The sequence below is a fragment of the Eggerthella sp. BIOML-A1 genome, from assembly GCF_009875595.1.
In the GTDB taxonomy this organism is placed as follows: domain Bacteria; phylum Actinomycetota; class Coriobacteriia; order Coriobacteriales; family Eggerthellaceae; genus Eggerthella; species Eggerthella lenta.
In genome coordinates this window covers 389,280-410,848 of sequence record NZ_WWRZ01000004.1, presented here as the reverse complement: position 1 = coordinate 410,848, position 21,569 = coordinate 389,280, and the positions used below count along the sequence as shown (strand labels likewise).

General features: G+C 67.5%; 20 protein-coding genes and 1 tRNA gene. 19 read left to right on the top strand and 2 right to left on the bottom strand.

The window, feature by feature from the left end; all coding sequences use genetic code 11:
• The 4 genes from GT590_RS14365 to GT590_RS07065 all read left to right on the top strand — a co-directional run.
• A partial coding sequence (locus GT590_RS14365) for a hypothetical protein (protein ID WP_204986934.1) occupies positions 1 to 216 on the top strand: 216 nt, incomplete at its 5' end.
• A gap of 136 nt (positions 217 to 352) precedes the next feature.
• Positions 353 to 949 carry a TetR family transcriptional regulator gene (locus GT590_RS07075; protein WP_009304701.1) on the top strand — a complete coding sequence of 199 codons (597 nt, stop codon included), beginning with the start codon at positions 353 to 355 and terminating at the stop codon, positions 947 to 949.
• Between the two features lie 196 nt (positions 950 to 1,145).
• Positions 1,146 to 1,220: transfer RNA gene (locus GT590_RS07070), tRNA-Thr, on the top strand.
• A 429-nt stretch (positions 1,221 to 1,649) separates the two neighbouring features.
• Positions 1,650 to 3,392, top strand: coding sequence for a diguanylate cyclase (locus GT590_RS07065; RefSeq protein ID WP_114554596.1), 1,743 nt, complete (start codon positions 1,650 to 1,652; stop codon positions 3,390 to 3,392).
• Here GT590_RS07065 and GT590_RS07060 read toward each other — a convergent pair.
• Positions 3,364 to 4,392, bottom strand: coding sequence for a hypothetical protein (locus GT590_RS07060; RefSeq protein WP_227791310.1), 1,029 nt, complete (start codon positions 4,390 to 4,392; stop codon positions 3,364 to 3,366). The two genes, GT590_RS07065 and GT590_RS07060, sit on opposite strands and share 29 nt — an antisense overlap.
• A 179-nt stretch (positions 4,393 to 4,571) precedes the next feature.
• On the opposite strand from GT590_RS07060, the gene GT590_RS07055 reads away from it, so the two are divergent.
• The 8 genes from GT590_RS07055 (at position 4,572) to GT590_RS07020 (ending at position 13,128) form a co-directional block, all read left to right on the top strand.
• Entirely contained in the window at positions 4,572 to 5,270 is a 699-nt protein-coding gene (locus tag GT590_RS07055) for a lantibiotic protection ABC transporter ATP-binding protein (RefSeq protein ID WP_015760428.1), read from the top strand.
• Positions 5,267 to 6,043, top strand: a complete 777-nt coding sequence (locus GT590_RS07050) for a hypothetical protein (RefSeq protein ID WP_015760429.1) — start codon at positions 5,267 to 5,269, stop codon at positions 6,041 to 6,043. Before GT590_RS07055 ends, GT590_RS07050 begins: the two co-directional genes overlap by 4 nt.
• Complete coding sequence (locus tag GT590_RS07045; RefSeq protein WP_161170969.1) at positions 6,043 to 6,930, top strand: lantibiotic ABC transporter permease; 888 nt, start codon at positions 6,043 to 6,045, stop codon at positions 6,928 to 6,930. Before GT590_RS07050 ends, GT590_RS07045 begins: the two co-directional genes overlap by 1 nt.
• A 68-nt stretch (positions 6,931 to 6,998) precedes the next feature.
• Positions 6,999 to 7,661, top strand: coding sequence for a response regulator transcription factor (locus tag GT590_RS07040; RefSeq protein ID WP_114516567.1), 663 nt, complete (start codon positions 6,999 to 7,001; stop codon positions 7,659 to 7,661).
• Complete coding sequence (locus GT590_RS07035) at positions 7,649 to 9,148, top strand: HAMP domain-containing sensor histidine kinase (protein WP_114552199.1); 1,500 nt, start codon at positions 7,649 to 7,651, stop codon at positions 9,146 to 9,148. The genes GT590_RS07040 and GT590_RS07035 overlap by 13 nt, the downstream gene beginning before the upstream one ends.
• 644 nt (positions 9,149 to 9,792) lie before the next feature.
• Positions 9,793 to 10,911, top strand: a complete 1,119-nt coding sequence (locus GT590_RS07030; protein ID WP_114516565.1) for a helix-turn-helix transcriptional regulator — start codon at positions 9,793 to 9,795, stop codon at positions 10,909 to 10,911.
• The gene (locus tag GT590_RS07025) at positions 10,908 to 11,627 is read left to right on the top strand and encodes an ABC transporter ATP-binding protein (RefSeq protein WP_009304692.1); all 720 of its coding nucleotides are present in this window, start codon (positions 10,908 to 10,910) and stop codon (positions 11,625 to 11,627) included. Before GT590_RS07030 ends, GT590_RS07025 begins: the two co-directional genes overlap by 4 nt.
• Positions 11,620 to 13,128 (top strand): hypothetical protein, encoded by a 1,509-nt coding sequence (locus tag GT590_RS07020; protein WP_114516564.1) that lies wholly within the window; start codon positions 11,620 to 11,622, stop codon positions 13,126 to 13,128. The genes GT590_RS07025 and GT590_RS07020 overlap by 8 nt, the downstream gene beginning before the upstream one ends.
• Positions 13,129 to 13,261: 133 nt before the next feature.
• On the opposite strand, the gene GT590_RS07015 is transcribed toward GT590_RS07020, so the two are convergent.
• Complete coding sequence (locus tag GT590_RS07015) at positions 13,262 to 14,245, bottom strand: EamA family transporter (protein ID WP_086414695.1); 984 nt, start codon at positions 14,243 to 14,245, stop codon at positions 13,262 to 13,264.
• A 111-nt stretch (positions 14,246 to 14,356) separates the two neighbouring features.
• On the opposite strand from GT590_RS07015, the gene GT590_RS07010 reads away from it, so the two are divergent.
• The 7 genes from GT590_RS07010 to GT590_RS06985 all read left to right on the top strand — a co-directional run bounded on the left by GT590_RS07010 (position 14,357) and on the right by GT590_RS06985 (position 21,410).
• Positions 14,357 to 15,064 (top strand): B3/4 domain-containing protein, encoded by a 708-nt coding sequence (locus GT590_RS07010; protein WP_086414694.1) that lies wholly within the window; start codon positions 14,357 to 14,359, stop codon positions 15,062 to 15,064.
• Positions 15,065 to 15,268: 204 nt separating this feature from the next.
• On the top strand, positions 15,269 to 16,615 hold the full coding sequence (locus GT590_RS07005; protein WP_114554600.1) for a DNA polymerase IV: 1,347 nt from the start codon (positions 15,269 to 15,271) through the stop codon (positions 16,613 to 16,615).
• A 354-nt stretch (positions 16,616 to 16,969) separates the two neighbouring features.
• Entirely contained in the window at positions 16,970 to 17,281 is a 312-nt protein-coding gene (locus GT590_RS07000) for a hypothetical protein (protein ID WP_009304687.1), read from the top strand.
• Positions 17,282 to 17,594: 313 nt separating this feature from the next.
• Positions 17,595 to 18,035 (top strand): GNAT family N-acetyltransferase, encoded by a 441-nt coding sequence (locus GT590_RS06995; protein ID WP_009304686.1) that lies wholly within the window; start codon positions 17,595 to 17,597, stop codon positions 18,033 to 18,035.
• Between the two features lie 67 nt (positions 18,036 to 18,102).
• Entirely contained in the window at positions 18,103 to 18,243 is a 141-nt protein-coding gene (locus GT590_RS14305; protein ID WP_156788358.1) for a hypothetical protein, read from the top strand.
• A 77-nt stretch (positions 18,244 to 18,320) separates the two neighbouring features.
• The gene (locus tag GT590_RS06990) at positions 18,321 to 19,013 is read left to right on the top strand and encodes a pentapeptide repeat-containing protein (protein ID WP_009608364.1); all 693 of its coding nucleotides are present in this window, start codon (positions 18,321 to 18,323) and stop codon (positions 19,011 to 19,013) included.
• Between the two features lie 48 nt (positions 19,014 to 19,061).
• On the top strand, positions 19,062 to 21,410 hold the full coding sequence (locus GT590_RS06985; RefSeq protein ID WP_009304684.1) for a cation-translocating P-type ATPase: 2,349 nt from the start codon (positions 19,062 to 19,064) through the stop codon (positions 21,408 to 21,410).
• The last annotated feature ends 159 nt before the right edge of the window (positions 21,411 to 21,569 follow it).

The following is a 21,569-nucleotide window of genomic DNA, read 5'->3' as shown; positions in this document are numbered from 1 at the left end:
GGATCCCAGTCGTTCCAAGAATTGACTATCTTCGCCATGACAGTCTCCTTTCTCCGGCAGCGCTTCCGGCGCCGCCTTCAAGGTCTTCGGGTGGCGTGTCCACCTCTCTGTGAAGATATTGTGATGGGCTGGGAAACGCTATTCAAAGGGCGCAGTCCGTTCGGTGTCGCGGTGCCGTTGCACAAGGTCATCCGTATGTCCGAGTTGCGGAATTAAAGAATATGATTGTCAACTATGCCGGACAATTGTGCAAGAATGTAACGTGCTGTCAGGCGTTTCGGTGCTGTATGTTTAATTCGGTTGACAGGTTTCTTGCAGGTTCAAGTCGGGGTGCTCTAAGAGGAGGCTTTGTATGCTGCCGGATCTTGCTCATGGACAGGACATCTTCGGATCGCCCGAGCTGCGCACGAAGATGAAGATACTGCATGCCGTCGACAAATCGCTCGATCGCATCACGATCGCCGAGATATGCGAGAACGCGGGAATATCCCGGCAGACGTTCTACCGCCATTTTCAAAGCAAATACGACATCCCTTGGTGGCATTCCATCTTCTGCCGGCAGTTCTACCTCAACGAGATAGGGCGCACCATCGATTGGAAGACAGGGTACTATCATCATCTCCGGCTTATCGCGCAGGAGCGCGATTTCTACCGCAAGTCCATCCAGTACAGCATCAACACGCCCTTCGGCCAGACCGTTATGCCCGAGAACCGCAAGACGGTGCTGTTGGAGACGCTCGAGAAGTACCGCCATGTGACCGTGAACGACAACATGCGGTTCATCGTGGAGATATTCTCGAAGCTGGAGTGCGAGGTGCTGAACGACTGGTTCCGCTCGGATGCGCCCACCGACCTCGTGCGTTGGACCGACGATCTCGTGAGCCTCGTGCCCGACCGCCTGTACCGCGCGCTGAGGATCGACGAGCCGGGTGGAACCTCGGCTGGTTAGGGGCGCCGACGTCCTGCGGACGCAGCGGGGGAGGGCTTGGCCAGCGGGCGCGCATCATCGCTCGAAAAACACGTTTTCGGAAGCGATTCCGTGTTTTTCGAGCGATGATGCCCATCATGCTTGTGGGCGTTGCGGGAAACGCTTTTCCGGAAGCGCATGATGTCGTACAATACGCACGCACGCGATTCACGCGCACGCCAGTGTGGCGCAACGGTAGCGCAACAGTTTTGTAAACTGTGGGTTGCAGGTTCGATTCCTGTCACTGGCTCCACGGAACACCAGGCCACCGGCTCTTTCGCCGGTGGCCCTTTTCGTAGTTAGGGGTAGAACGCCCCTGACATACCTACAGGAATAAGCTGCCTACTCCAAGAACTCGCTGCGAGCCTATCCCTCGATTTTGCAAGGCGCGCGGCTGGAGCGAATTCGCGATCGTCGGCACCCCGCCGCGCGAGAAGGTCGGCGGTTTTCGGCGGTAATCGACGCGATTCCGTCGTTCGTTTGGGGCGACGCTGCTTGCGGCGGGCTTTCTCATGCTGGTTCCGGCGGCCAACGCGTAGGGTACGCGAACTGTTCGCGGGTTTCACAGAGCCTTCTGCTCGCCGGCGCGCTATACTCTTTCGAACGAAATGCGTAGGGGGACGGTGAGCAAGCCGTCTCGGCCTCCGAGGCTTTCGCTCGGGAGGCAGGCGAGAGGAGTGCGATGAACCCGCTGTTCGACGAAGCGCTGTCGTTCGTGAGCGACACGGTGCGCCGGTTTTACGCCGGAACGGGCATCGAGCAGGTGGTTGAGCGCTTTTCCGACGATCTCTCGTGGATAGGAGCGGGCGAGGTGGAATTCTCGACCAGCGCCGAAGAGATCGTGTCGTATTTGACGAAGCGCGCGCCGCTTGCGCCTCCGTGCGAGGTTTTCGACGAGGAGTTTTACCTGGTGAACGTCACGGAGTGCAGTTGCACCGTGATGGGTCGCTACAATGTGCGCACGCGCGAGGACTCGCAGCTGGTGATCGAAGAGCGCCAGCGGTGCAGCTACGAGCTGGTGGATGCGGGCGGAGAGCTCAAGATCCGCCATGTCCATGCGTCGAATCCCTATCGGGCGATGAGGGACGAGCGGTACTTCCCCTTCGAGGCCGGCAGGCAGACCTACGAGTACTTGCAGCAGCTCGTGCGCGAGAAAACGGCCACCATCGATCTGCTCACCGACAACATCACGGGCGGCCTCAAGATGAGCGAGGACGACGACGTGTACACGCTGTCCTACGTCAACGAGGGTCTGGCGCGCATGCTCGGCTACACCATCGAAGAGCTGATGGAGGTGAGCGGCGGCACGGCGGTGGGCATGGTGCATGCTCCCGATCGCGCGCAGGCGCTCGCCGATGTCGCGCGCTGCTTCGCCGAGGGGCCTACGTACGAGACGGAGTACCGCGCGCGCCGCAAGGACGGTACGCTGGCGTGGGTGCTCGATTCGGGTCGCAAAGTGCAAACCGAGGACGGTGCGGTGAAGATCGGCAGCGTGCTCATGGACATCACGTCGCGCAAGGAGGCGGAGATCGCGCTCGCGGTGGAGCGGGAGCGCTACCGCATCGCGCTGCGCAGCGTTACCGACGTGCTGTTCGAATACGATATCGAGCGCGACGTGCTGGTCGAGTACGAGCGCGCGCCCGGCGCGGACGGCAGCGCGCTTCCCGAGGAGCGTCGGATCGAGCGCTACACCGAGATGATCGCAGAAGGCGGGCGCATCCATCCCGACGACTGCGAGCGCCTGGCCGAGGCGCTGCAGGGCGGCGAGTCGGTGACGCTCGACGTGCGTCGTCTTTTCGGGGGCTCGCCGGAAGGCGACTGGCGTTGGACGCGCATGCACGCCATGATGCTGTACGACCGCAACGGAGCGCCCGTGCGCACCATCGGCAGCTGGCGAGACATCACCGCGGAGCGTCGTCAGCTTGAAGACCTCGCCGACCAGGCGCGACGCGATCCTCTGACCGGGCTGTTCAATCAGAGCGCCACCTCCGAGCTCATCGACCCGCTGTTGCGCACCGGTGCGAAACGCGGCGTGGGAGCTCTGCTCGTCATCGACATCGACGACTTCAAAGGCGTGAACGATACGTTCGGCCATCTGGCCGGCGACGAGCTGCTGTCGAACGTGGCGCGGTCGCTTGAAGAGGCGTTGGCGTCGGACGACGCCATCGTTGCGCGTATCGGCGGCGACGAGTTCGTCGCGTATCTGCCGCACGCCGATCTCGTTCAGGCGCAGCGGGCTGCTCTGCGGGTGAACGGGCAAAGATGCGAAGGCCGCGCGCTCGTCACGCTCAGCGTGGGCGGAGCGTTGGCCGGTATCGACGGAGGAACGTACGAATCGCTGTTCGACGCGGCCGACCGTGCGCTGTACGAGGCGAAGCGCAAGGGTAAGGATCGCGTCAGCTTCGCGGGCGAAGCGCGTCCTTGAACGCGGCGGCATCGTCGGGCGTGGTCTTGATCGCGCGCACGAGGCGGGGCTTTCCGGTGAGGCCGCGCACTTCGAGGGGTTCCGCCAGCTCGATCCACAACGCCTGCCCGCCCATGGCCGCCAGGTTCAGAAGCTCCCTCTTCGGGACAGCGGGATCCTGGGAACCGACGCGCGCGATGCGGTCGAGGGGGATGCGCTCGCAGACGAGCATGCCCCAGCGCGCCACCAGCTCGACATCGTCCACCAGAAGCGGGTTCAGCACGACGGCGCGGGCTTCGGCGATCATCCAGAGGATCGTGTAGAGGGAGAGTGCGGTCAACACGCATGCGGCCGCGACGCTGAACCGTGCTGCCAACAGGTGCGCGGCGACCGTCTCGACGGCGATGAGAACCAGCATGACGCCGACCGCGGCGACGTAGCCGCTTTGCCGGTGGGACGAGAACGCCCGGTAGCCGTGCGGCATGTGCGGCGCGCGGCGCCACGAAGCCGACGCGTAGTACCACATGACGCACTCGAGCGCCGCCATGCGCGCGACCCGTTCATTGCGAACGAGAGCGGAAAACGCGTCCGAGAACCAGTCGAGCGGGTTGTCCGAGGATGCTTTCGCCGTGCGGAAGCGGCGGACGAGGCGGAGGACCTCGCGCGCGGCGATGCCCAGCTCCACTCCGACGGCGCACAGGCCGAGCGGCGCCAGCAGCGACGGCTTGTCGGGCGCGGCGAACTGCAGCGACACGAGGCCGCCCAGCCAGATGACCGGCAGCACCAGCAAGGGCGACAGCCTGTAGCGTCGCACCACGAGGAGGTAGAAGACCGCCGGGACGAACACCATGAGGTCGAACGGCATCGCAAATCCCGACGCGAAGTCGAATCCGGTTGCGGGGACGGTTGCCATGCAGGCGAGGTCGATGCCGTATAGAGCAAGGCAGGCGAGCAGGGCGATCGCCATGCGCGGCAGGGCGCGGGAGGGCGGCGCGGGGGTTCCAACGGGCGCGAACGGCATGGGGCCTCCTGACGTGTGCGTGACGATGCTGCTCTTCGCATGGTAGACCATGACGCAGCGTCGGGGTCAACGGGGATACGCCGTCGGTGGCTGCGGAATCGCGGAAAACGTTTCGGTCTTTAACGAATCTTTATAAACCGGGCGCATCCTGTTCTCAGGCAAGAGAAAGGGCAGGCTCTATGGGATTCATGGTGGAAACGAACGATCTCACGAGGACGTTCAAAGGGCAGAAAGCGGTCGACCGGGTGTCGCTGCATGTGCCGGAAGGATCGGTGTACGGCCTTTTGGGGCCGAACGGCGCGGGGAAGTCGACGCTGCTCAAGATGCTGTGCGGCATGCTGCGGCCCACCTCGGGCGAGATCGCTTTCGCGGGTCGTCCGTGGACGCGCGACGACTTGAACGATATCGGGGCGCTCATCGAGTCGCCCCCGCTGTACGACAACTTGACGGCGCGGGAGAACCTGCGCGTGCGCACGTCGCTTCTGGGCGTTCCCGAAAGCCGTATCGACGAGGCGCTGGCCACGGTGGGACTTCCCGAAACGGGCAGGAAGCGCGCGGGCCAGTTCTCGATGGGCATGAAGCAGCGTCTGGGGATCGCGCTCGCGTTGGTGGGTCATCCGAGGCTGCTGATCCTGGACGAGCCGACCAACGGCCTTGATCCGGTGGGCATTCAAGAGCTGCGTGCCCTCGTCCGCTCGTTTCCGGAGCACGGCATCACGGTGGTGCTGTCGAGCCATATCCTGAACGAGGTGGAGCATATGGCCGATCTTGTGGGGATCATCGTGGAGGGCCGTCTGGCCTACGAGGCTCCACTCGGCGAGGGCGTCGATTTGGAGCGTTTGTTCATGGACGTGTGCCTGGGGAAGGCGGTGGCATGATGGAGGCGCGGACGAGGCCGTTCTTCTCGGTGTTCAGAGCGGAGGTGCTGAAGGGCCGCCGCGGGGCGCCGCGCAAGGTGGCGCTGATCGCGCCGTTGCCGTTCTGCGCGCTGGGCGTGCTGTCCTCGGGCGTCATTCCTGGCACGGGCGCGACCGGGGGTGTCGCAACGTATTTGTGGAACTTCTGGTACGTGCTCATGATGCCCGTCGCCATCGCGCTCATCTGCGTCTCGGTGGCGAACATCGACGCTCGGCAGAAGCTGCGTTCGGTGCTGGCGCTGCCGTTTCCCCCGGCGCGCACGTGGTGGGCGAAGGTGTGCTACGCGCTGGCGCTGGCGTTCGCTGCGAACCTCGCGGTGCTGGTCTGTTCGACGGCGCTTGGAGCGATGGGCGTTGATGCCCCCGGTTTTGCCGAGGGGCTGGCCGCGGCGACCATCTTGACGGTTGCGAGTTCGTGGATGGTTCCTGCGGCGCTGGCGCTGACCGTGCGGTTCGGGACGCTTGCGGGCATCGCAATTCCGGTGCTGTTGCAGCTGGGCGCGGGTATCGCGCTGTACTCGTCGGCGGCGTGGTTCGCGTTCCCGCCGGCGACGACGCTCTGCGCCGTGTCGCCGCTTCTGGGCGTGGCGCCGTCCGGCGTGCCCTTGGAGGCGGGCGAGGCGCTGGGCGCGTTCGGTTGGGAGGCCGTGGTCGGCATCGTCGTGGCCGCGGTGCTGTTCGCCGTGCTGGCATGGGCTGGGGCGACGTGGTTCTCGAAGCGTGAGGCTGCTTGATGGCCGGGGCGGAGGCGCGCGCGAAGGCGCCCGAGGCCGGGACGCGAACTTGCGAGGCGGAGCCCGGTCGGGCGCGCGTGACGTTTCGGCGCGCGCTGCGCTCGGAGGCGGTTAGGATGCGCCACTCGCCGCTTGTGGTGCTGCATGTGGCGCTGGCTGTCGCGCTCGGCGCGCTGGCGGGTGCGTACTTCGCGTTCTCGGCATGGGATTCCCTGCTGGGAACCGACGCGTTCTTCCAGCTGCTCGGCGCGGGCGCGCCGCTTCTGGCGGGCATATCCTGCGGCTTGGCGGCGGATGCCGAGCAGCGGGCGGGCGAGGGCGCGAACGTGCTGGGCGTGTCGTCGAGGCGCGGCGCGCTGGCGGCGAAATTGGCGGCGCTGTTGGCGCTGTGCCTGATGGCTGCCGCTATCGCAGCCGCATTGTTCTGCGGCGCGCTGGCGCTGGCGGGCCGTTCGCTTCCCGATACGGCTGCGGTGGCGCTTGCGACGGCGGGCATCGCGTTGGGCAGTTTGTGCTCGTACGCCATCCTGTGGTGCGTCGCGCTGCGCTTCGGTCGCAACGCCTCCATCGGGATGGGGACGCTCGGTTTCATCGCGGCGCTGACGCTGATGGGAGGGCTGGCGAACGGCTTGGTCACCGGCACGTTCAGCGGAGCGTTCAGCATTGGGGCGGCCGCGTTCGTGCCGTTCGCGTGGCCCTCGCGTCTGGCTTCGCTTCCCTTGGAGCTGTCCATCGCCGCGGGCATGGGGGCGCAGGCGCAGGTCGAGGCCCTGGCCGCGGCGTACGCGACCGTGACGTGCGCATGCACGGCTATCACGGCGGTCGTGCTGGCGGTGGCGCTGGCGGCCGCGAACCGCTTCGAGAACCCGCGTCGCAGCGGCGAATAGGAACGGATGACCTGAAGGAACGGGGCCGATGCCTCGTGCTACACTCGTGCGAGACGGAAGGAGGAACGATGGCCTGCATACTCGCGGTCGACGACGACGAGGCGATCCGCAACCTGCTGGGACGCGTGCTGGGCAAGGACGGGCACGACGTGCGCTGCGCCGCATGCGCCGAGGAGGCGCTGGCGCTGAAGCTCGACCGCTACGATCTGGTGCTGCTGGACGTGATGATGCCGGGGACGGACGGGTTCGAGCTGTGCCGCGCCATCCGCGGCTCGGTGGACGCGCCCATCGTGTTCCTCACGGCGAGAAGCTCCGAGGACGATGCCGTGTACGGCCTGGGCCTGGGGGCGGACGACTACCTGCGCAAGCCCTTCGGCGCGGCCGAGCTGCGCGCGAAGGTGGCGGCGCACCTGCGGCGGGAGCGGCGCGAGCGCAAGCACGCGCTGTCGTTCGGCGCGCTGCGGCTCGACCTCGCGTCGCGCGAGGCGTACGTGGGCGAGGCCGCCGTGCCGCTGACGAAGACCGAGTTCGACGTGTGCGAGTTCCTGGCGCGCCATCCCGGTCAGGTGTTCTCGCGCGACCAGATCGTGGAGAACGTGTTGGGATGGGACGCGGAAAGCGCCGCGTCGACGATATCGGTGCATGTGGCGAACGCGCGCGCGAAACTGAAGGTGGCGGGCGCCGAGCCCATCGACACGGTGTGGGGAGTGGGGTACAAATGGACGGCGTGAAGCGGGACGTGCGGGCGCATGGAGCGCGCGGCGCGAGCCGCGGCCGCGGGCGCAGGTTTCCCTTGGGCGCGCTCATCCTGCGCTACTTCGCCTACGTGCTGGCCGCGCTGCTGGCGCTTGCGCTGGTTGCGTACGCAGCGTTCGGCGTGCTCGTCGGAAGCGGGACGGTGCTTCTGGCGAACTACGGCGATACGGCCCTGGACGAGACGTCGGCGCAGCTCGCCGCGCTGCCCTCCGCCGATGCCGACGCGATCGACGCCGCCGTGCCCTCGGCGTACAGGTGGGCGCTGTTCTCGCCGGACGGCGCGTATGCGGCCGGCGACGTTGCCGCGGGTGCGGTCGACGATGCCCGCGCGGCCGCGTTCGACGGCCTGGCCATCGATTACGAGACGTTCGGCATGACGCGGTACGAGCCGGTGACCTTGGCCGACGGCTCGGTATGCGTGCTCGTGTACCAGTATCTGCCGCAGTTCGCCTCGAAGGATCTGCGCGACGCGCTGCCGAACCCGCAGAACCTGCTGCTGGGCGCGCTCGCCGTGCTGTCGGTGCTGACGCTGGTGGGCATCGCCGCGCGCGCCGCACGGGTGATCTCGCGCAAGATGGAGCCGCTCGCGGACGCCGTGCGGCGCATCGAGGAGCGCGACCTCGACTTCGAGGTTGCCTCGTCGCGCGTGCGCGAGATCGACGACGTGCTGGCCGCGATGGACGACATGCGCGCCTCGCTCAAGGACTCGCTGGAGGCGCAGTGGCGGGGCGAGCAGGCGCAGCGCGAGCAGATCGCCGCGCTCGCGCACGATTTGAAGACGCCGCTCACCGTGGTGCGCGGCAACGTCGACCTGCTGTTGGAAGGCGAGCTCTCGGGCGAGCAGCGCGCGTGCGCGGCCGACGTCGCCGAGGGCGCGCGCCAGATGGGAACGTACGTGTCCGCGCTCATCGACGCGTCGCTGGGCGCGGGCGCATCGTTCGCGCCCAGGGAGGCGCGGCTGCGGCCGCTGCTCGAGCGCTTGCGAGCGCAGGTCGAGGCGCTGGCGGCGGCGAGCGGCGTGCGCGTCGTTTGGAGCGAGGGCGCGGACCTGCCCGAGACGATGCTGCTGGACGAGGCGCTGGTGGAGCGGGCGGTGGCGAACGTGGCGGCGAACGCCGTCGAGCACGCTCCGGCCGGGTCGTCGGTTGCGGTGGACGTGCGGGCAGACGTCGCCGCCGGCTGCTTGGCGCTGAGCGTGGCCGACGAGGGCCCGGGTTTCTCGCCGGAGGCTCTGAGCCGCGGCTGCGAGCGCTTCTACCAGGGCGATGCCGCACGCGCGACGCGCGGCCACAGCGGCCTCGGGCTCCACGTTGCCGCCGAGGCAGCCGCGCGCCATGGCGGCTCGGTGGAATTGGCCAACCGCAGCGCCGCCGAGGGCGGCGGCGCGCGGGTGGCGCTGCGGTTGCCGCTGGGCCATGCGGCGCCGCAGGAGCCGGTCGGGCCGACGGGCTACGCGGAGTAGAGCCCGTCCTTGTTGAAGCGGTACCACGACTCGACGGCCTCCTCGGGCTTCCTTGCGGGCAGCGCGTCGGACTGGAAATGGCGAAAAACTATCGAATTCGGAAGAGGTCGCGCATTTCGTGAGGGGCGGCCTCGCTCTGTCGGAAAAGCCTCCTTCTATGAGCAGGCGTTATGGAGAAGAGGGTTTTTCGGCGCCCCGCAGGTTGGCTCGCAGGGTTCCGAATTCGATGCTTTTTCGCCATCGCGTGCGCTGCTGGATGCTCGGGCGCGCTGGCGCTCGGCTAGTCGGCGGGCTCGACCTTCCGTGCACGGTTTTCTACGAAACGCCGTAAGCTTCCTTTCGCGTGCCTTCCGCATTCTTCCGGTTGCGAACGTTTCCCCAGGTCGCGTTTGCCGTGTCGCTCCGCGCATCTTCAGCTCTCGCGAAAACGCAACATTTCGTTCGAAACCGTGCACGAGCCGGGAGAACGGATTCTTCCGATCGGGCGCCGAGGGCCGAGGGCGGGGACAAGGCTCGGAGGAGGGTCTTTCGCACTCGCTCGGTTGACGCGCGCCCGGGAAAGTCAACCGATGCTCGCTTGCGTCAACCGCTCGCGTTCCCCATACTGTAGGGCAGGGCGCGCCGAGCGGGAGAAGGAGCCTTGCATGCACGACATTAACTTGGGAGCCGCCATCGCGCGCGAGCGCCGTGCGGCGCAGGTGACGCAAGGCGAGCTGGCCGCGCACCTGGGCGTGACGAAGGCGGCCGTGTCGAAGTGGGAGCTGGAGCAAAGCATGCCCGACGTGGCTCTGCTGCCGCGCATCGCCGCCTACTTCGACCTCACGCTGGACGAGCTGTTCGACTATCGGCCGCAGCTGGTGGGCGACGATCTGCAAGACGCCTACCTGAGGCTGCTCGCGCAGTTCGACGAAGATCCCGAAGCCGCTTTCGCGAACGCCGAGGACCTCGTCCGTTCGCACTACTCCTGCTGGCCCGCGCTGCAGCAGATGGGCATGCTCTACGTGCAGCGCGCAACCCTCGACCCCGACCGCGCCGAAGCTTTGGCCGCACGCGCCGCAGAGCTGTTCGAGCGCGTCGAGCGGCATGCCGACGATGTGGAGCTTGTGCGCGCCGCGCGGATGATGCGCGCTTCCGTCATGAGCGTGCAGGGTGACTTGGACGGATGCATCGCCCTGTTCGAAAGCCTCAAGCCCGACAGGACGGCGGCGAACATCGATCTCATGCTGGCCAGCATGTACCAGCAGAGAGGCGACCTTGACGCCGGCTTGAAGCTGTTCCAGGAATCGATGGGCTGGTGCGTGATGAACGCCATAAGCTGCGTCTCGGCGCAGATCCCGCTGTACGCCGACGACGCCGAGCACCTGGAGGCGCTCCTGCGGGCCGGCGAAGGCGTGCTTTCCGGGTTCGATTTGCAGAACCAGAGCCCGATGACGGTGCTCACGTTCTGCACGAACGCATCTTCCGCGTGTTTGCAGGCGGGCGACGAGGATCGAGCCGCGAGCTATCTCGAGCGCTTTACGTCTTTGCTGGAGGAGCTTGACGCGCGCACGCTGGTGTACGGCCGGAACCAGAGCGCGCTGTACGATCGGGCGCCCGAGCTTTGGAGCGTCGATCCCGGCCAGGAGCATATCGCGGAAACCCGGTTCGGCGCGATCGACTTCAGGCGGCAGTGCGCGCAGATGGTGGCAGCGCAGCCCGTCTGGGCCGAACGTGCCGGCGATTCGCGTTTCAAGCCGCTGTTCGACCGACTGGAGGCCCTATGAGCGAAGCGGACGTGCTGTATGTGGAGGACTTGGCCTATCGCTATGGCAAGACGGAAGTGTTCGCCGGCGCGTCGCTTTCGTTGCGGGCGGGCGAGGTCGCGTTTCTCACCGGGCCGAACGGGGCGGGTAAGTCGACGCTTCTGCGCTGCCTGGCCGGCTGGGACGCGCCTGCCGAGGGGCGGGTGGAGCTGTGCGGAAGGCGCTTCGACGGCGCGGATCGCGCGCAGCGAAGCCTGCTGGCCTTCGTGCCCGACGTCCCCTCGTTCTACGACGACCTTACAGCGGGCGAGCATATCCGCTTCGTGCGGCAGGCGAACCGTATGAGCGCCGACGACGACCCGTCGGAGCGGCTCATGGCTCTCTTCGGCCTCGACGGCCATCGCGACCAGCTGCCCTCGGCATACTCGCGCGGCATGCGTCAGAAACTGGCGCTCGTGCTGGCCTTCGCCCGCGCGCCGCGCTTGCTGCTGCTCGACGAACCGTACGGGCCGCTCGACCCGGACGCCTCCGGGGTGTTGAGCGGGCTTATCGAGGAAGCGCGCAGCGCCGGCGCGGCCGTGCTGGCCAGTTGCCATCATGACGTGCCCAACCTGCGGCCGGACGCGCTGCTGCGTCTGGAAGACGGCCGCCTCGCCGTGCTCGATGCGCGTGACGGAGGCGAAGGACGCATGGTGCGGAACGCGTTCGGCGCGAGCTTCGGAGGCGACGATGCATGACGTTCGCCTGCTGCTGTGGCTGAGAGCGCGCCATGCGCGCTCGGCTCTGAACCGAACCTTGCACCTCGTGGGCGCCGGCGTCGACGACGGCGGCTGGGGAGAGCGCGCTTACCAGCTGTACGCGGTGGGCATCATGCTCGTGTGGGCCGCGCTCATGGCCGCAGCGCTCGTCGATGCGATCCAGGGGGTCTTCGTCGGCCTCGCCGCCGCCGTATGCTCGCTCGCGGTTCAGGGGGCGCTGCTCGCGGTGGCGCTCGTCCTGCTGCGCGTCGGCATCGCGGGCGCGCGCACGACGCCGTTGAAGCTGTCGCATCCCGACATAGCCTATCTGGCGGCCAGCGCGGTGAGCGCGCGGGCGCTCGCGGGCGTGTCGGCCGGAGTGCAAGCTTTCGCAGGCGCGGCTGCCGGGGCGGCGCTAGGGTTTCTGCTGGGCGTGGGGTTGGAGAGCGCGTCCGTACTCGCGGGCGCGCCGGCCGCGGTGGCGCTCGCAGGTGCGGCGCTGGCTGCGGCTGCGGTTGCGCTCGGCTGGGTCGTAGGTTTCGTCCGGCTGGCAAGCGATGGCTGGAGCGGATGGCACACGGCTGCGGCCGCATTCGTTCTCGTGGCGTTTGCCGTTTCCTGGTGCGGCGTCGCGCTGGCTGCGGGCGCCGATGCGCTGTTGGCTCCTGCGACGTTCGCGGTTCTTTCCGTGGGCGGATTCCTCGTCCTCGCCGTCGCGGCGATCGCCCTCGCCCTGCTTGCGCCGCGCGTGGATATGACGCGCGTTATCGACGAGAACTCCCTGCATGCCGATCTCTGCCGGTTCGGCATGCTGTCGCCCCTCGACCGCAACGACATCGCCGAATACCAGCGTCGCCGCAAGCTGGCCGACCGTCCCGTGCGGTTCTCCCTGCCGCGCGGGGAGGGCCGCCTCGCCCTCGTGCAGCGCGCCGCGCTGTCGCATGCGCGCCAGTACGACGGCCTTGCGAGCCTCGTGATGCAAGGGGCGTTCGTCGTGCCGCTCGGGGTGCTCGCGCTCCTCGGCGCGGGCGGCCCCGTGCTGTTCGTGTTCTGGCTTCCGGTGGCCGTTCTCATGCCGCAGGGCGTGCGCGAGGCCACGCGGGCGTTTCGGGACGACGCGCGCAATCGCCTCGTGCGCGACCGTCTGCCGTTCGGCGTGCTCGAACTGCTGGCATTCGACACGCTGCCCGCGTTCGCCGCCACGACCTTGCTCGCGTGCGGCGCCGTGGCCGCGACGCTTCCCGGCGGCACGTCGCTTCCTCTCGCGCTTGCGCTTGCGGTGCTGGTCGGCGCCGCATCGCTGCTCTGCTGCGGCCTCGATGCCGTGCGTCTGTTCCCGGGCGGCCCGCGTTTGTGCTACGAGTACGGCGCGCTTGCGCTGGTGGGCGTGGGATTCGCGCTTTCGCTGTTCGCGTCGGCGGCCGTCGCGGCGATGGGTATGGCGCTCTTTGCCGCGGCGGTTGCCCTCGTCGTGCGCTTCGGTTCGGAATGCGTGCGCTGAGCGCGTCCCCGTCCTAGATGGGATTCCGTATACGACCCCCCAAGCGCAGGCGAGCGGCGGCGCGCTGCGAGCTCGAGTTCGGCCGACGACGACCCTCCGAGCCGTTCGCGCGCGCCGAGGTCGTCGAGCGCGATCAGCGGCGGGGCGCTTCTCGCCCAACGCGCCGCGCGGCCGCCGCGAGGCGCCGGGCGCGGCACCCGGCGCCTCGCCCTTCGCCGATGTCCGACCTGCGCCCTAAGTGGGGCAGCTGCGAGATCACGATGCCGGCCAGGATGGCAACGACGCCGGCGACCTGGAGCCCTTCAACCGGCTCGCCCAGCACGAGCGCCGACAGGGCGATGCCGCAGGGAAGCTCGGAGGATGCCATGATGGCAGCCAGCCCCGGTGTCAGGTGCGGCGTGGCGATGCCGAACAGCGCTACCGGCACGAACAGCGCGCATAGTCCCAGAACGAGGCCGAACTTCCAGATGCCGTCCTGCAGAACGCCGCTTGCGAAGTAGTCGGGGCACAGCGCGAAGCCCAGCGCGCACGCGCCCAGGCACACGACGAGCCCGCGCTGAACGGACGGCATGCCGCGCCCGACGCGGCTCGAGAAGAACATGAAGAAGGTGCAGCTGACGGCCGAGAGCAGCCCGCATGCGATGCCGACGGGGTCAAGAGCGCCCACCGATTCGGAGAACATGCCGCTGGCCATGAGCGTTCCGCCCAGGATAACAGCCGCCGCTGCCGCCTCGGCCGCACGCGGGCGTCTGCGCATGACCACCAGCTGGACGACGATGCCCATCCAGGTGAACTGGAAAAGCAGCGTGATGGCTACCGAAACAGGCAGCAGGGTGAGCGCGTAGTTGTACAGCACGGTGCCGATGCACGTGTTCAGTCCCAGAGCCAAAAGAGCTATCGTCTGTTTGAGGGAAAGCGGGACCAGACGCTTGCCGCGCGCTCGCTGCACGAGCAGCGCGACTGCGAACAAAAGCGCTGCGAACAATGCCTGGCTCGCTACCACCTGGGTCCAGGTGAAGCCTGCGGCGTACGTTATCTTCACCGTGGTCGCTTGGGCGCCGTAGCTGGCTCCGGCCAAGAATACGATACCGGAGTATCTCAAGGTGTTCTTTTCCATGAGGCCATTCTAACGTACGGCGAGACCTTTCAAATGCTCGATGCCTCGCACGTCGTCGGGTACAATGAAACGCGGACTAGAAGGAGCAGGGAAGACGAAGGAGAGCGAATCATGGCATCGTTTGCAATCGAACCGGCGTTTTGGGAGCTGTTCCCCCAGGCGGAGATCGGCATCGTGGTGGCTCGGGGCATCGACAACGCGCACGAGTCGAGCGAGGACGTGAAGGCGGCGCTGGCCGAGGCGAACAAAGCGGCGCTCGCCCACGTGCCCGATCCCACCATCAGCAAGAACCCCGCAGTGGCGGTGTGGCGCGAGGCGTTCCAGCAGTTCAAGACGAAGAAGGGCGCGCGCTCGTCCATCGAGGCGCTTCTGAAGCGCGCGAGCGGCGGCCGAGAAGTGGGCTCCATCAATCCGCTCGTGGACATCTACAATACCGTGTCGCTGACGTACGCGCTGCCGTGCGGCGGCGAGGACATCGACACGTTCGCCGGCGACCTGCGCCTCACGGTGACGCAGGGCGGCGACGCGTTCCGCGCGCTGGGCGACGAGGCCGATTCCGAGACGCTGCCGGGCGAGGTGTGCTACCTCGACGACGCCGGCGCGGTGTGCCGTTGCTGGAACTGGCGCGACGGCGTGCGCACCATGCTCACCGAGAGCACGACGAACGCGTTCCTCATCCTGGAATCCGTCGACCCGGCGCGCCACGACGACCTCGCAGCGGCCCTCGACGATCTTGCGGCCCGCACCCAGGCGGCCCTCGGCGGCGAGATGGAATCCCATATCGTGACGAAGGACAGCCCGGCGATCGCCCTGTCGTAAGCGCGCTCGTCGCTTCCGTGCAACCCTGCGGTTCTGCCGCCTTTCCGGTGCGACCGTAGGGCTGCACGCTTATATATCACCTGATCAATAGGTATATCTCGTCGCTGAAACTCCATGGTCTGTTCGCTTGTGCGCCGCGCTTCAGTGTGCGAACATTCGTTCTCCAAAGAGATCGAGACGCGGTGCGGAAGGCGGCGAGGAGCTATGGCGGCGACAGGAGAGGTGCGGGTTCCCGAGACGTTCGGCGGGCGCATGATCGGCTCGCCCGAAGGCGCCGGCGAGCGCCGGGTGATCTTCCATTCCGACATGAACGCGTTCTACGCGAGCGTCGAGCAGGCCGAGCGGCCGGAGCTGCGGGGCGTGCCGCTCGTGGTGGGCGGGCACGAGGAGCTGCGCCACGGCATCGTGCTGGCGAAGAGCGCGCAGGCGAAAGCGGCGGGCGTCAAGACGGGCGAGGCGCTGTGGGAGGCGCGCGCGAAGTGCCCGGGGCTCGTGGTGGTGCCGCCGCGCTACGAGGTGTACCAGGCGTACTCGGCCATGGCGCGGCGCATCTACTACCAGTACACCGACCTCGTGGAGCCGTTCGGCCTCGACGAGGCGTGGCTCGACCTCACCGGCTCGCTGCCGCTTCTGGGCGGTGACCCGGCGCGCACGGCCGCCGAGATCAGCGGCCGCATCAAGGCCGAGCTGGGCTGCACGGTGTCCGTCGGCGTGTCGTGGAACAAGATATTCGCGAAGTTCGGCAGCGACTTCCGCAAACCCGACGCCATCACGTTCATCACGCCGCAGAACTACCGATGCCGGGTGTGGGAAGCTCCGGTGAGCGAGCTTCTGTACGTCGGCGCCGCCACGCGCGCCAAGCTGCACTCGTCGGGGATCGACCGCATCGGCGAGCTGGCGTGCGCCTCGCCCGAGCTGCTGCGCCGCCGCCTGGGCAAGATCGGGCTCGTGCTGCGCGCGTTCGCGCGGGGCGAGGATGCGACGCCTGTGAAGCCCTACGACCAGGCCAGAAACGAGGTGGACCGCACGGTGAAGAGCTTCGGCAACGGCCTGACCGCGCCGCACGACATCGTGAGCGCGTCCGACGCGAAGGCGCTCGTCTACCTCTTGTCCGAGTCCGTGGCACAGCGGTTGCGTGAGGCGCGCTTCCGCGCGTCCACGGTGTCCATCGGCGTGCGCAGCGCGCGCGACCTGGCCAGCTACTCGCGCCAGACCACGCTGCGCCGCGCCACGAACGTGACCGGCATCGTGGCGCGCACGGCCTGGGGGCTGCTCGCGGCCAACGAGCCGCTGGACGGCGAGCACCCTTTGCGCGGGTTGCACGTGCGCGCCTCGAACCTCGAGCCGTGCGATGCGCCGCAGCAGCTGGAGCTGGCCTTCGACGCGCGCCGGCGCATGTTGGAGGACTTGGACGAGACGATCGACGACCTGCGCCGCCGCTTCGGCAACACCTGCATCCAGCGCGGCGCGGAGCTGCTGGACGAGAGCCTGCTGGGGCTGGACATCAAGAAGGAGAACGTCGTGCATCCCGTGGGCTACTTCTACGACTGAAGGGGGGCGAGGGGCGGGTCGTCCTCCTGCGCGGAGGCCGTGCCCTGCCCGTCATCCTGGGCAAGCGAAGAGGTCTGCGGCTTCCGCTCAGGATGACGACCTGCGGCCCCTTCGACGCGCGACGGGCCGAAGCGGGAGCAAAAGGGGAGCCCTGGCAGTTTTTCAAGGGCTCGTCGACATCGAGCGGGCGACTCGTTTTCGCCCGTCAGGCGTTTCTCGGGCGGCGGGGAGGCCGTGCGACGGTTTTCGGTCGTGAGATTGTCAGGGCTCTCAATTTGCGCCCAATCGGGCCGGCCGCCGACGAAGCGTCGGGCGAAGAGCGCGGATCGGCAGGATGGAGAGGGGAGCGGGGGCATGGTGCAGGGCATAGCGGCGCGGCGGAAGCGGTATGTGGAGGTGGAAGCGACGTTCCTCGAAGATGGGCGCATCGTGCCGCGCGCCGTAATTTGGCATGACGGACGGCGCTTCCCCGTGCGCGCCGTGCTGGGCGTGCGGCGGTGCACGTCGCTCAAGGTGGGCGGCGAGGGCGTGCGCTACGACGTGCTGGTGGGCCATGCGCATACGTTCCTGTTCCACGAGGAGCCCCGCTGGTTCGTGGAGGAGATCGTGTACGAGCCGCTCGACCCGCTTCTCGACGGCGGGGCGTGCGCCTGGGGTGCGGACTGAGGGTTCGCCGGTTCAGCGGGCCACTTCGGCGGCGGGTGAGGCGAAATCCGGTCTCCTGCGGTAAAAATCGATCGGTTTGGTAATCCTGGCGGGGCCCGAACCGTCGCTTCAACGGTCGACGAGTTCCGCCTTCGCGCGTTTGCCCAGGTCGGACGTTTCATCAGAAAATGAAATCGAAATGGTGGGATTACCAGACCGCCTCGTTTTTACCTCTCGATCGCGATTTTCGCCGCATCGAACTTGGAGGCGGGTGGCGCCGCTGCGCCCTGGTCGCGTAGAATGGAATCGTCAGAGGGCTGGGAAAGGAGCGAGCATGCATATCGAAACGCCGGGCGAGCGCTCGTCCGAGCTGGTGGCCGCACTGGTGGACGTGTGGGAGCGCTCGGTGCGCGCCACGCACGACTTCCTCGCCGAGGACGATATCGTGGGGCTGCGCCCCGAGGCGGAGTCGGGCATCGCGGGCGTCGAGCGGTTGACGGTGGCGTACGACGGCGGTGCGCCGTGCGGGTTCGCGGGGTCGCAGGACGGCAAGCTGGAGATGCTGTTCGTCGCGCCGGAGGCGCGTGGGCGCGGTGTCGGGCGCGCGCTGTTGGCGCATGCCGTGGAGCATGCGCGCGTGCGCACGCTCGACGTGAACGAGCAGAACCCCCAGGCCGTCGGGTTCTACGAGCACGAAGGGTTCGTCGTGGCGGGCCGCTCGCCCGTCGACGACGCCGGCCGTCCGTTCCCGTTGCTGCACATGCGCCTGGTCTGAGCCGGCGAAGAGGAGGCGCGCGATCGCGACGGCATCCGCCATCGCGCTGGGAGCGCTTGCGGTGGCCGTGCTGCTGACCAGCCTCGCGTGCTACCTGCTGTACTACCGCTTGGAACCGCGGCGTGCCTACGTGGCGGGGGCCGTTCCGCTGGCCGCGGTGGGTCTGTTCGCCGCGGCGATGGCCGTCGTGGCGGCGTTGATTCGATAAACGGTGGAGGCTCGCAGACGCGGAGGCGAGCTCACGGGCGCTTCGGTATACTGGTCGTGCGAAGAAAGGAACCCCGCATGACCGAGTCCGCACGCCGATCTGCCGATACCCGGCCGCCTCGTCCGGCCCGTCCCGACATTCCGGGCGAGCTGACGGAGGTGGACGACCTCGCCGGCTGGATCGAGCGCGACAACGGCGGCGACCTGCGCGTGTCCCATGTTCTCGTGCGCGGGGACGCGGCCGAGGGGGCCGACTTCTCCCTCGTCGAGCTGACCGAGTCCCGCGTGGAAGGGTGCTCGTTCGTCGGCTGCGATTTCGACCGGGCCATGGCGTCCGACGTGGCGTTCTCGAACTGCGATTTCTCAAATTCCACGTTCTCCCAGGCGAATTTCACGCGCTGCACGTTCTCGTCGTGCAAGTTCACGGGCGCCGACCTGCTGGAGGCGGTGCTGTCGCGCGTGGAGGTGCGCGATTCCTCGTTCGCCTACGCGTCCGTCGCGAAGGGGAAGCTGGAAGACGTGAGCGTGAGATCCACCGACTTTTCCGGCGCTGACTTGGCCGAGCTGCGACAGCGCCGCGTCGAATTCGACGACGTGCGCTTCGCGGGCACTAGCTTCTTCCGTGCGAGCTTGAACGGTGTGGATTTATCCTCGTGTCGATTGGCCGATATCGTGCTGTCGGATACGATGGAGGAGCTGCGCGGCTGCTCGATGGACCTGTTCCAGGCTGCCGGCATCGCGCGCCGACTGGGCGTAAACGTCAAAGACTAGCGAATCGCGCGGCGCCGGGCGCCCGCGCAACGTGAGGAGTTTCGAAGCATGGACGAACAGGTGCAACCGCGCGGGCTGAGCGCGGCAGAGGTAGAGGAGCGGGTTGCCCGCGGCGAGGTGAACGTGGATGCCGGCGTGCACACGCGCTCCGTTCGCCAGATCGTGCGCGAGAACACGCTCACGCTGTTCAACGCCATCAATGTGATCCTGGCCGTGTTCGTGCTGGTCACCGGTTCGTACAAGAACATGCTGTTCATGGTGGTCATCGTGTGCAACACGGCTATCGGCATCGTGCAGGAGATTCGCTCGAAGCGCACCACTGACCGTCTGTCCATCGTGGCCAGCTCGAAAGCCACCGTGCTGCGCGACGGCGCGCGGACGGAGCTGCCGCTCGACCAGTTGGTGCGCGACGACGTCATCGAACTGGGGCGTGGCGACCAGATCCCCGCCGACGCCGAGGTGGTATCGGGCACGTGCGACGTGAACGAGAGCCTGCTCACCGGCGAGAGCAAGCTGGTGAAGAAGCGCCCGGGCGACGAGCTGATGAGCGGCTCGTTCGTGAACGCGGGCATCGTCCTGGCGCGCGTGGTGCACGTGGGCGCCGAGAACTACGCGGCGAAGATCAGCGCCGAGGCCAAGCAGCACAAGGCCGTGAACTCCGAGATCATGAACAGCCTGAACCGCATCATCCGGTTCGTCAGCTTCGTCATCTTCCCGCTGGGCGCGTTGCTGTTCGCGCGCCAGCACTTCCTCGGCGGCGTCGAGACCAACGGCGCCATCCTATCCACGGTGTCGGCGCTCGTGGGCATGATCCCCGAGGGGCTCATCCTGCTCACGTCCACGGTGCTGGCCGTGGCCGTGGTGCGTTTGGCGAAGTCGAAGGTGCTCGTGCAGCAGCTGTACTGCATCGAGACGCTGGCACGTGTGGACACGCTGTGCCTCGACAAGACGGGCACCATCACCACAGGCAAGATGGAGGTGGAGGCAGTGTGTCCGGTGAAGGGCGTCGGGCAGGACGCGGTGGACGCGGCGTTCGCCTCCATCGCCCGTGCGGACGATGATCCGAACGACACGGCGCTTGCCATCGTCGAGCACTATGCGCGAAGCGGCGTCGGCTCGCTGCGGCCCGTCCGAACCGTCCCGTTCTCGTCCGACAAGAAGTGGTCGGGCGCGACGTTTGCGAACGGGGAGAGCTACGTCATGGGCGCCGGCCAGTTCATTCTGGGCGATGCGTTCGTCGAAGTGGCCGAGCAGCAGGAACGGCTGGCCGCCGACGCGCGCGTGCTGTTGCTGGCGCGCGTGGAGGGCTTCACCGAGGACGGCGATCTGGCGGGGAGGCCCGAACCGCTGGGATTCGTGGCCATCCACGACCAGATCCGCGCGACGGCCGCGCAGACCATCGGCTACTTCAAGGAGCAGGGCGTCGACCTCAAGGTGATCTCGGGAGACGATCCGCGCACGGTGTCGGGCATCGCGTCTCAGGTGGGCGTGCCAAGGGCCGAGGCGTACGTGGACGCGACCACGCTGGCCGACGACGCGGCCATCGCCGAGGCCATCGAGCGCTACAGCGTGTTCGGCCGCGTGAAGCCCGAGCAGAAGAAGGCGTTCGTCGTGGCCCTCCAGGAGAAGGGCCACATCGTGGCCATGACGGGCGACGGCGTGAACGACACGCTGGCGCTCAAGCAGGCCGATTGCAGCGTGGCCATGGCGGCCGGTTCGGACGCGGCGCGCAACGTGGCGCAGCTCGTGCTCGTGGACAACGACTTCGCGGCCATGCCGAAGGTGGTGGCCGAGGGGCGGCGCTCCATCAACAACCTGCAGCGCTCGGCGTCGCTGTTCCTCGTGAAGACGCTGCTGTCCATGACGCTGGCCGTGCTGTTCATCCTGCTGCCGTGGCAGTATCCGTTCCAACCTATCCAGATGACGCTGATCAGCGCGTTCACCATCGGGCTGCCGTCGTTCGTGCTGGCGCTCGAGCCCAACAAGGACCGCATCAAGGGGCGCTTTTTGGAGAACGTCATCGTGAAGTCCATCCCCGGCGCCATCTGCGCGGTGCTCACCATCCTCATTGTGAACACGGTGGGCTACAACGTGCTGCACCTCGATTACGAGCACGTGTCCACGCTGTGCGTGCTGCTGACGGCCTGGATCGGCGCGCTTCTGATCGTGCGTCTGTCCATCCCGTTCACGCCCATCCGCGCGGCGCTGCTGGTCGTGGTGGTGGGCGGCACGGTGCTCGGAGCCACGGTGCTGCACGGCCTGTTCGGCATCGAGCCGTTCACCTTCGGCATGACCGTGCTGTTCACCGTCCTCGCCATTGGCGTGACGGGCCTGTTCCACGTGCTGTTCGGCATCTTCGACGCCTGGCATGCCAAGCGTCTCGCGAACATGGTGTAGAAAAGCGGCTGCTGGCTTTCCGATCGTCCTGCGGGGCCGGCGCTTCGCGGGCTGCGGGCGGGCGGCGCGTGCTCTCTCGGACGGCGCCGCGCTTGTGGCGGATGCGGTCGTTTGCTATGATCGCCTTGCGGCGGCCGGCAAGCCGGCTCGCCTCCCCGT

What these genes read in the sequence shown, in the direction of transcription:
- GT590_RS06990 (WP_009608364.1), top strand. Translation starts at nt 18,321, where the DNA reads ATGACCGAGTCCGCACGCCGATCTGCCGATACCCGGCCGCCTCGTCCG.
- GT590_RS06995 (WP_009304686.1), top strand. Translation starts at nt 17,595, where the DNA reads ATGCATATCGAAACGCCGGGCGAGCGCTCGTCCGAGCTGGTGGCCGCA.
- GT590_RS07055 (WP_015760428.1), top strand. Translation starts at nt 4,572, where the DNA reads ATGGGATTCATGGTGGAAACGAACGATCTCACGAGGACGTTCAAAGGG.
- GT590_RS07000 (WP_009304687.1), top strand. Translation starts at nt 16,970, where the DNA reads ATGGTGCAGGGCATAGCGGCGCGGCGGAAGCGGTATGTGGAGGTGGAA.
- GT590_RS07030 (WP_114516565.1), top strand. Translation starts at nt 9,793, where the DNA reads ATGCACGACATTAACTTGGGAGCCGCCATCGCGCGCGAGCGCCGTGCG.
- GT590_RS07010 (WP_086414694.1), top strand. Translation starts at nt 14,357, where the DNA reads ATGGCATCGTTTGCAATCGAACCGGCGTTTTGGGAGCTGTTCCCCCAG.
- GT590_RS07050 (WP_015760429.1), top strand. Translation starts at nt 5,267, where the DNA reads ATGATGGAGGCGCGGACGAGGCCGTTCTTCTCGGTGTTCAGAGCGGAG.
- GT590_RS07040 (WP_114516567.1), top strand. Translation starts at nt 6,999, where the DNA reads ATGGCCTGCATACTCGCGGTCGACGACGACGAGGCGATCCGCAACCTG.
- GT590_RS07075 (WP_009304701.1), top strand. Translation starts at nt 353, where the DNA reads ATGCTGCCGGATCTTGCTCATGGACAGGACATCTTCGGATCGCCCGAG.
- GT590_RS07065 (WP_114554596.1), top strand. Translation starts at nt 1,650, where the DNA reads ATGAACCCGCTGTTCGACGAAGCGCTGTCGTTCGTGAGCGACACGGTG.
- GT590_RS06985 (WP_009304684.1), top strand. Translation starts at nt 19,062, where the DNA reads ATGGACGAACAGGTGCAACCGCGCGGGCTGAGCGCGGCAGAGGTAGAG.
- GT590_RS07045 (WP_161170969.1), top strand. Translation starts at nt 6,043, where the DNA reads ATGGCCGGGGCGGAGGCGCGCGCGAAGGCGCCCGAGGCCGGGACGCGA.
- GT590_RS07060 (WP_227791310.1), bottom strand. Translation starts at nt 4,392, where the DNA reads ATGCCGTTCGCGCCCGTTGGAACCCCCGCGCCGCCCTCCCGCGCCCTG.
- GT590_RS07020 (WP_114516564.1), top strand. Translation starts at nt 11,620, where the DNA reads ATGCATGACGTTCGCCTGCTGCTGTGGCTGAGAGCGCGCCATGCGCGC.
- GT590_RS07035 (WP_114552199.1), top strand. Translation starts at nt 7,649, where the DNA reads ATGGACGGCGTGAAGCGGGACGTGCGGGCGCATGGAGCGCGCGGCGCG.
- GT590_RS07025 (WP_009304692.1), top strand. Translation starts at nt 10,908, where the DNA reads ATGAGCGAAGCGGACGTGCTGTATGTGGAGGACTTGGCCTATCGCTAT.
- GT590_RS07005 (WP_114554600.1), top strand. Translation starts at nt 15,269, where the DNA reads ATGGCGGCGACAGGAGAGGTGCGGGTTCCCGAGACGTTCGGCGGGCGC.
- GT590_RS07015 (WP_086414695.1), bottom strand. Translation starts at nt 14,245, where the DNA reads ATGGAAAAGAACACCTTGAGATACTCCGGTATCGTATTCTTGGCCGGA.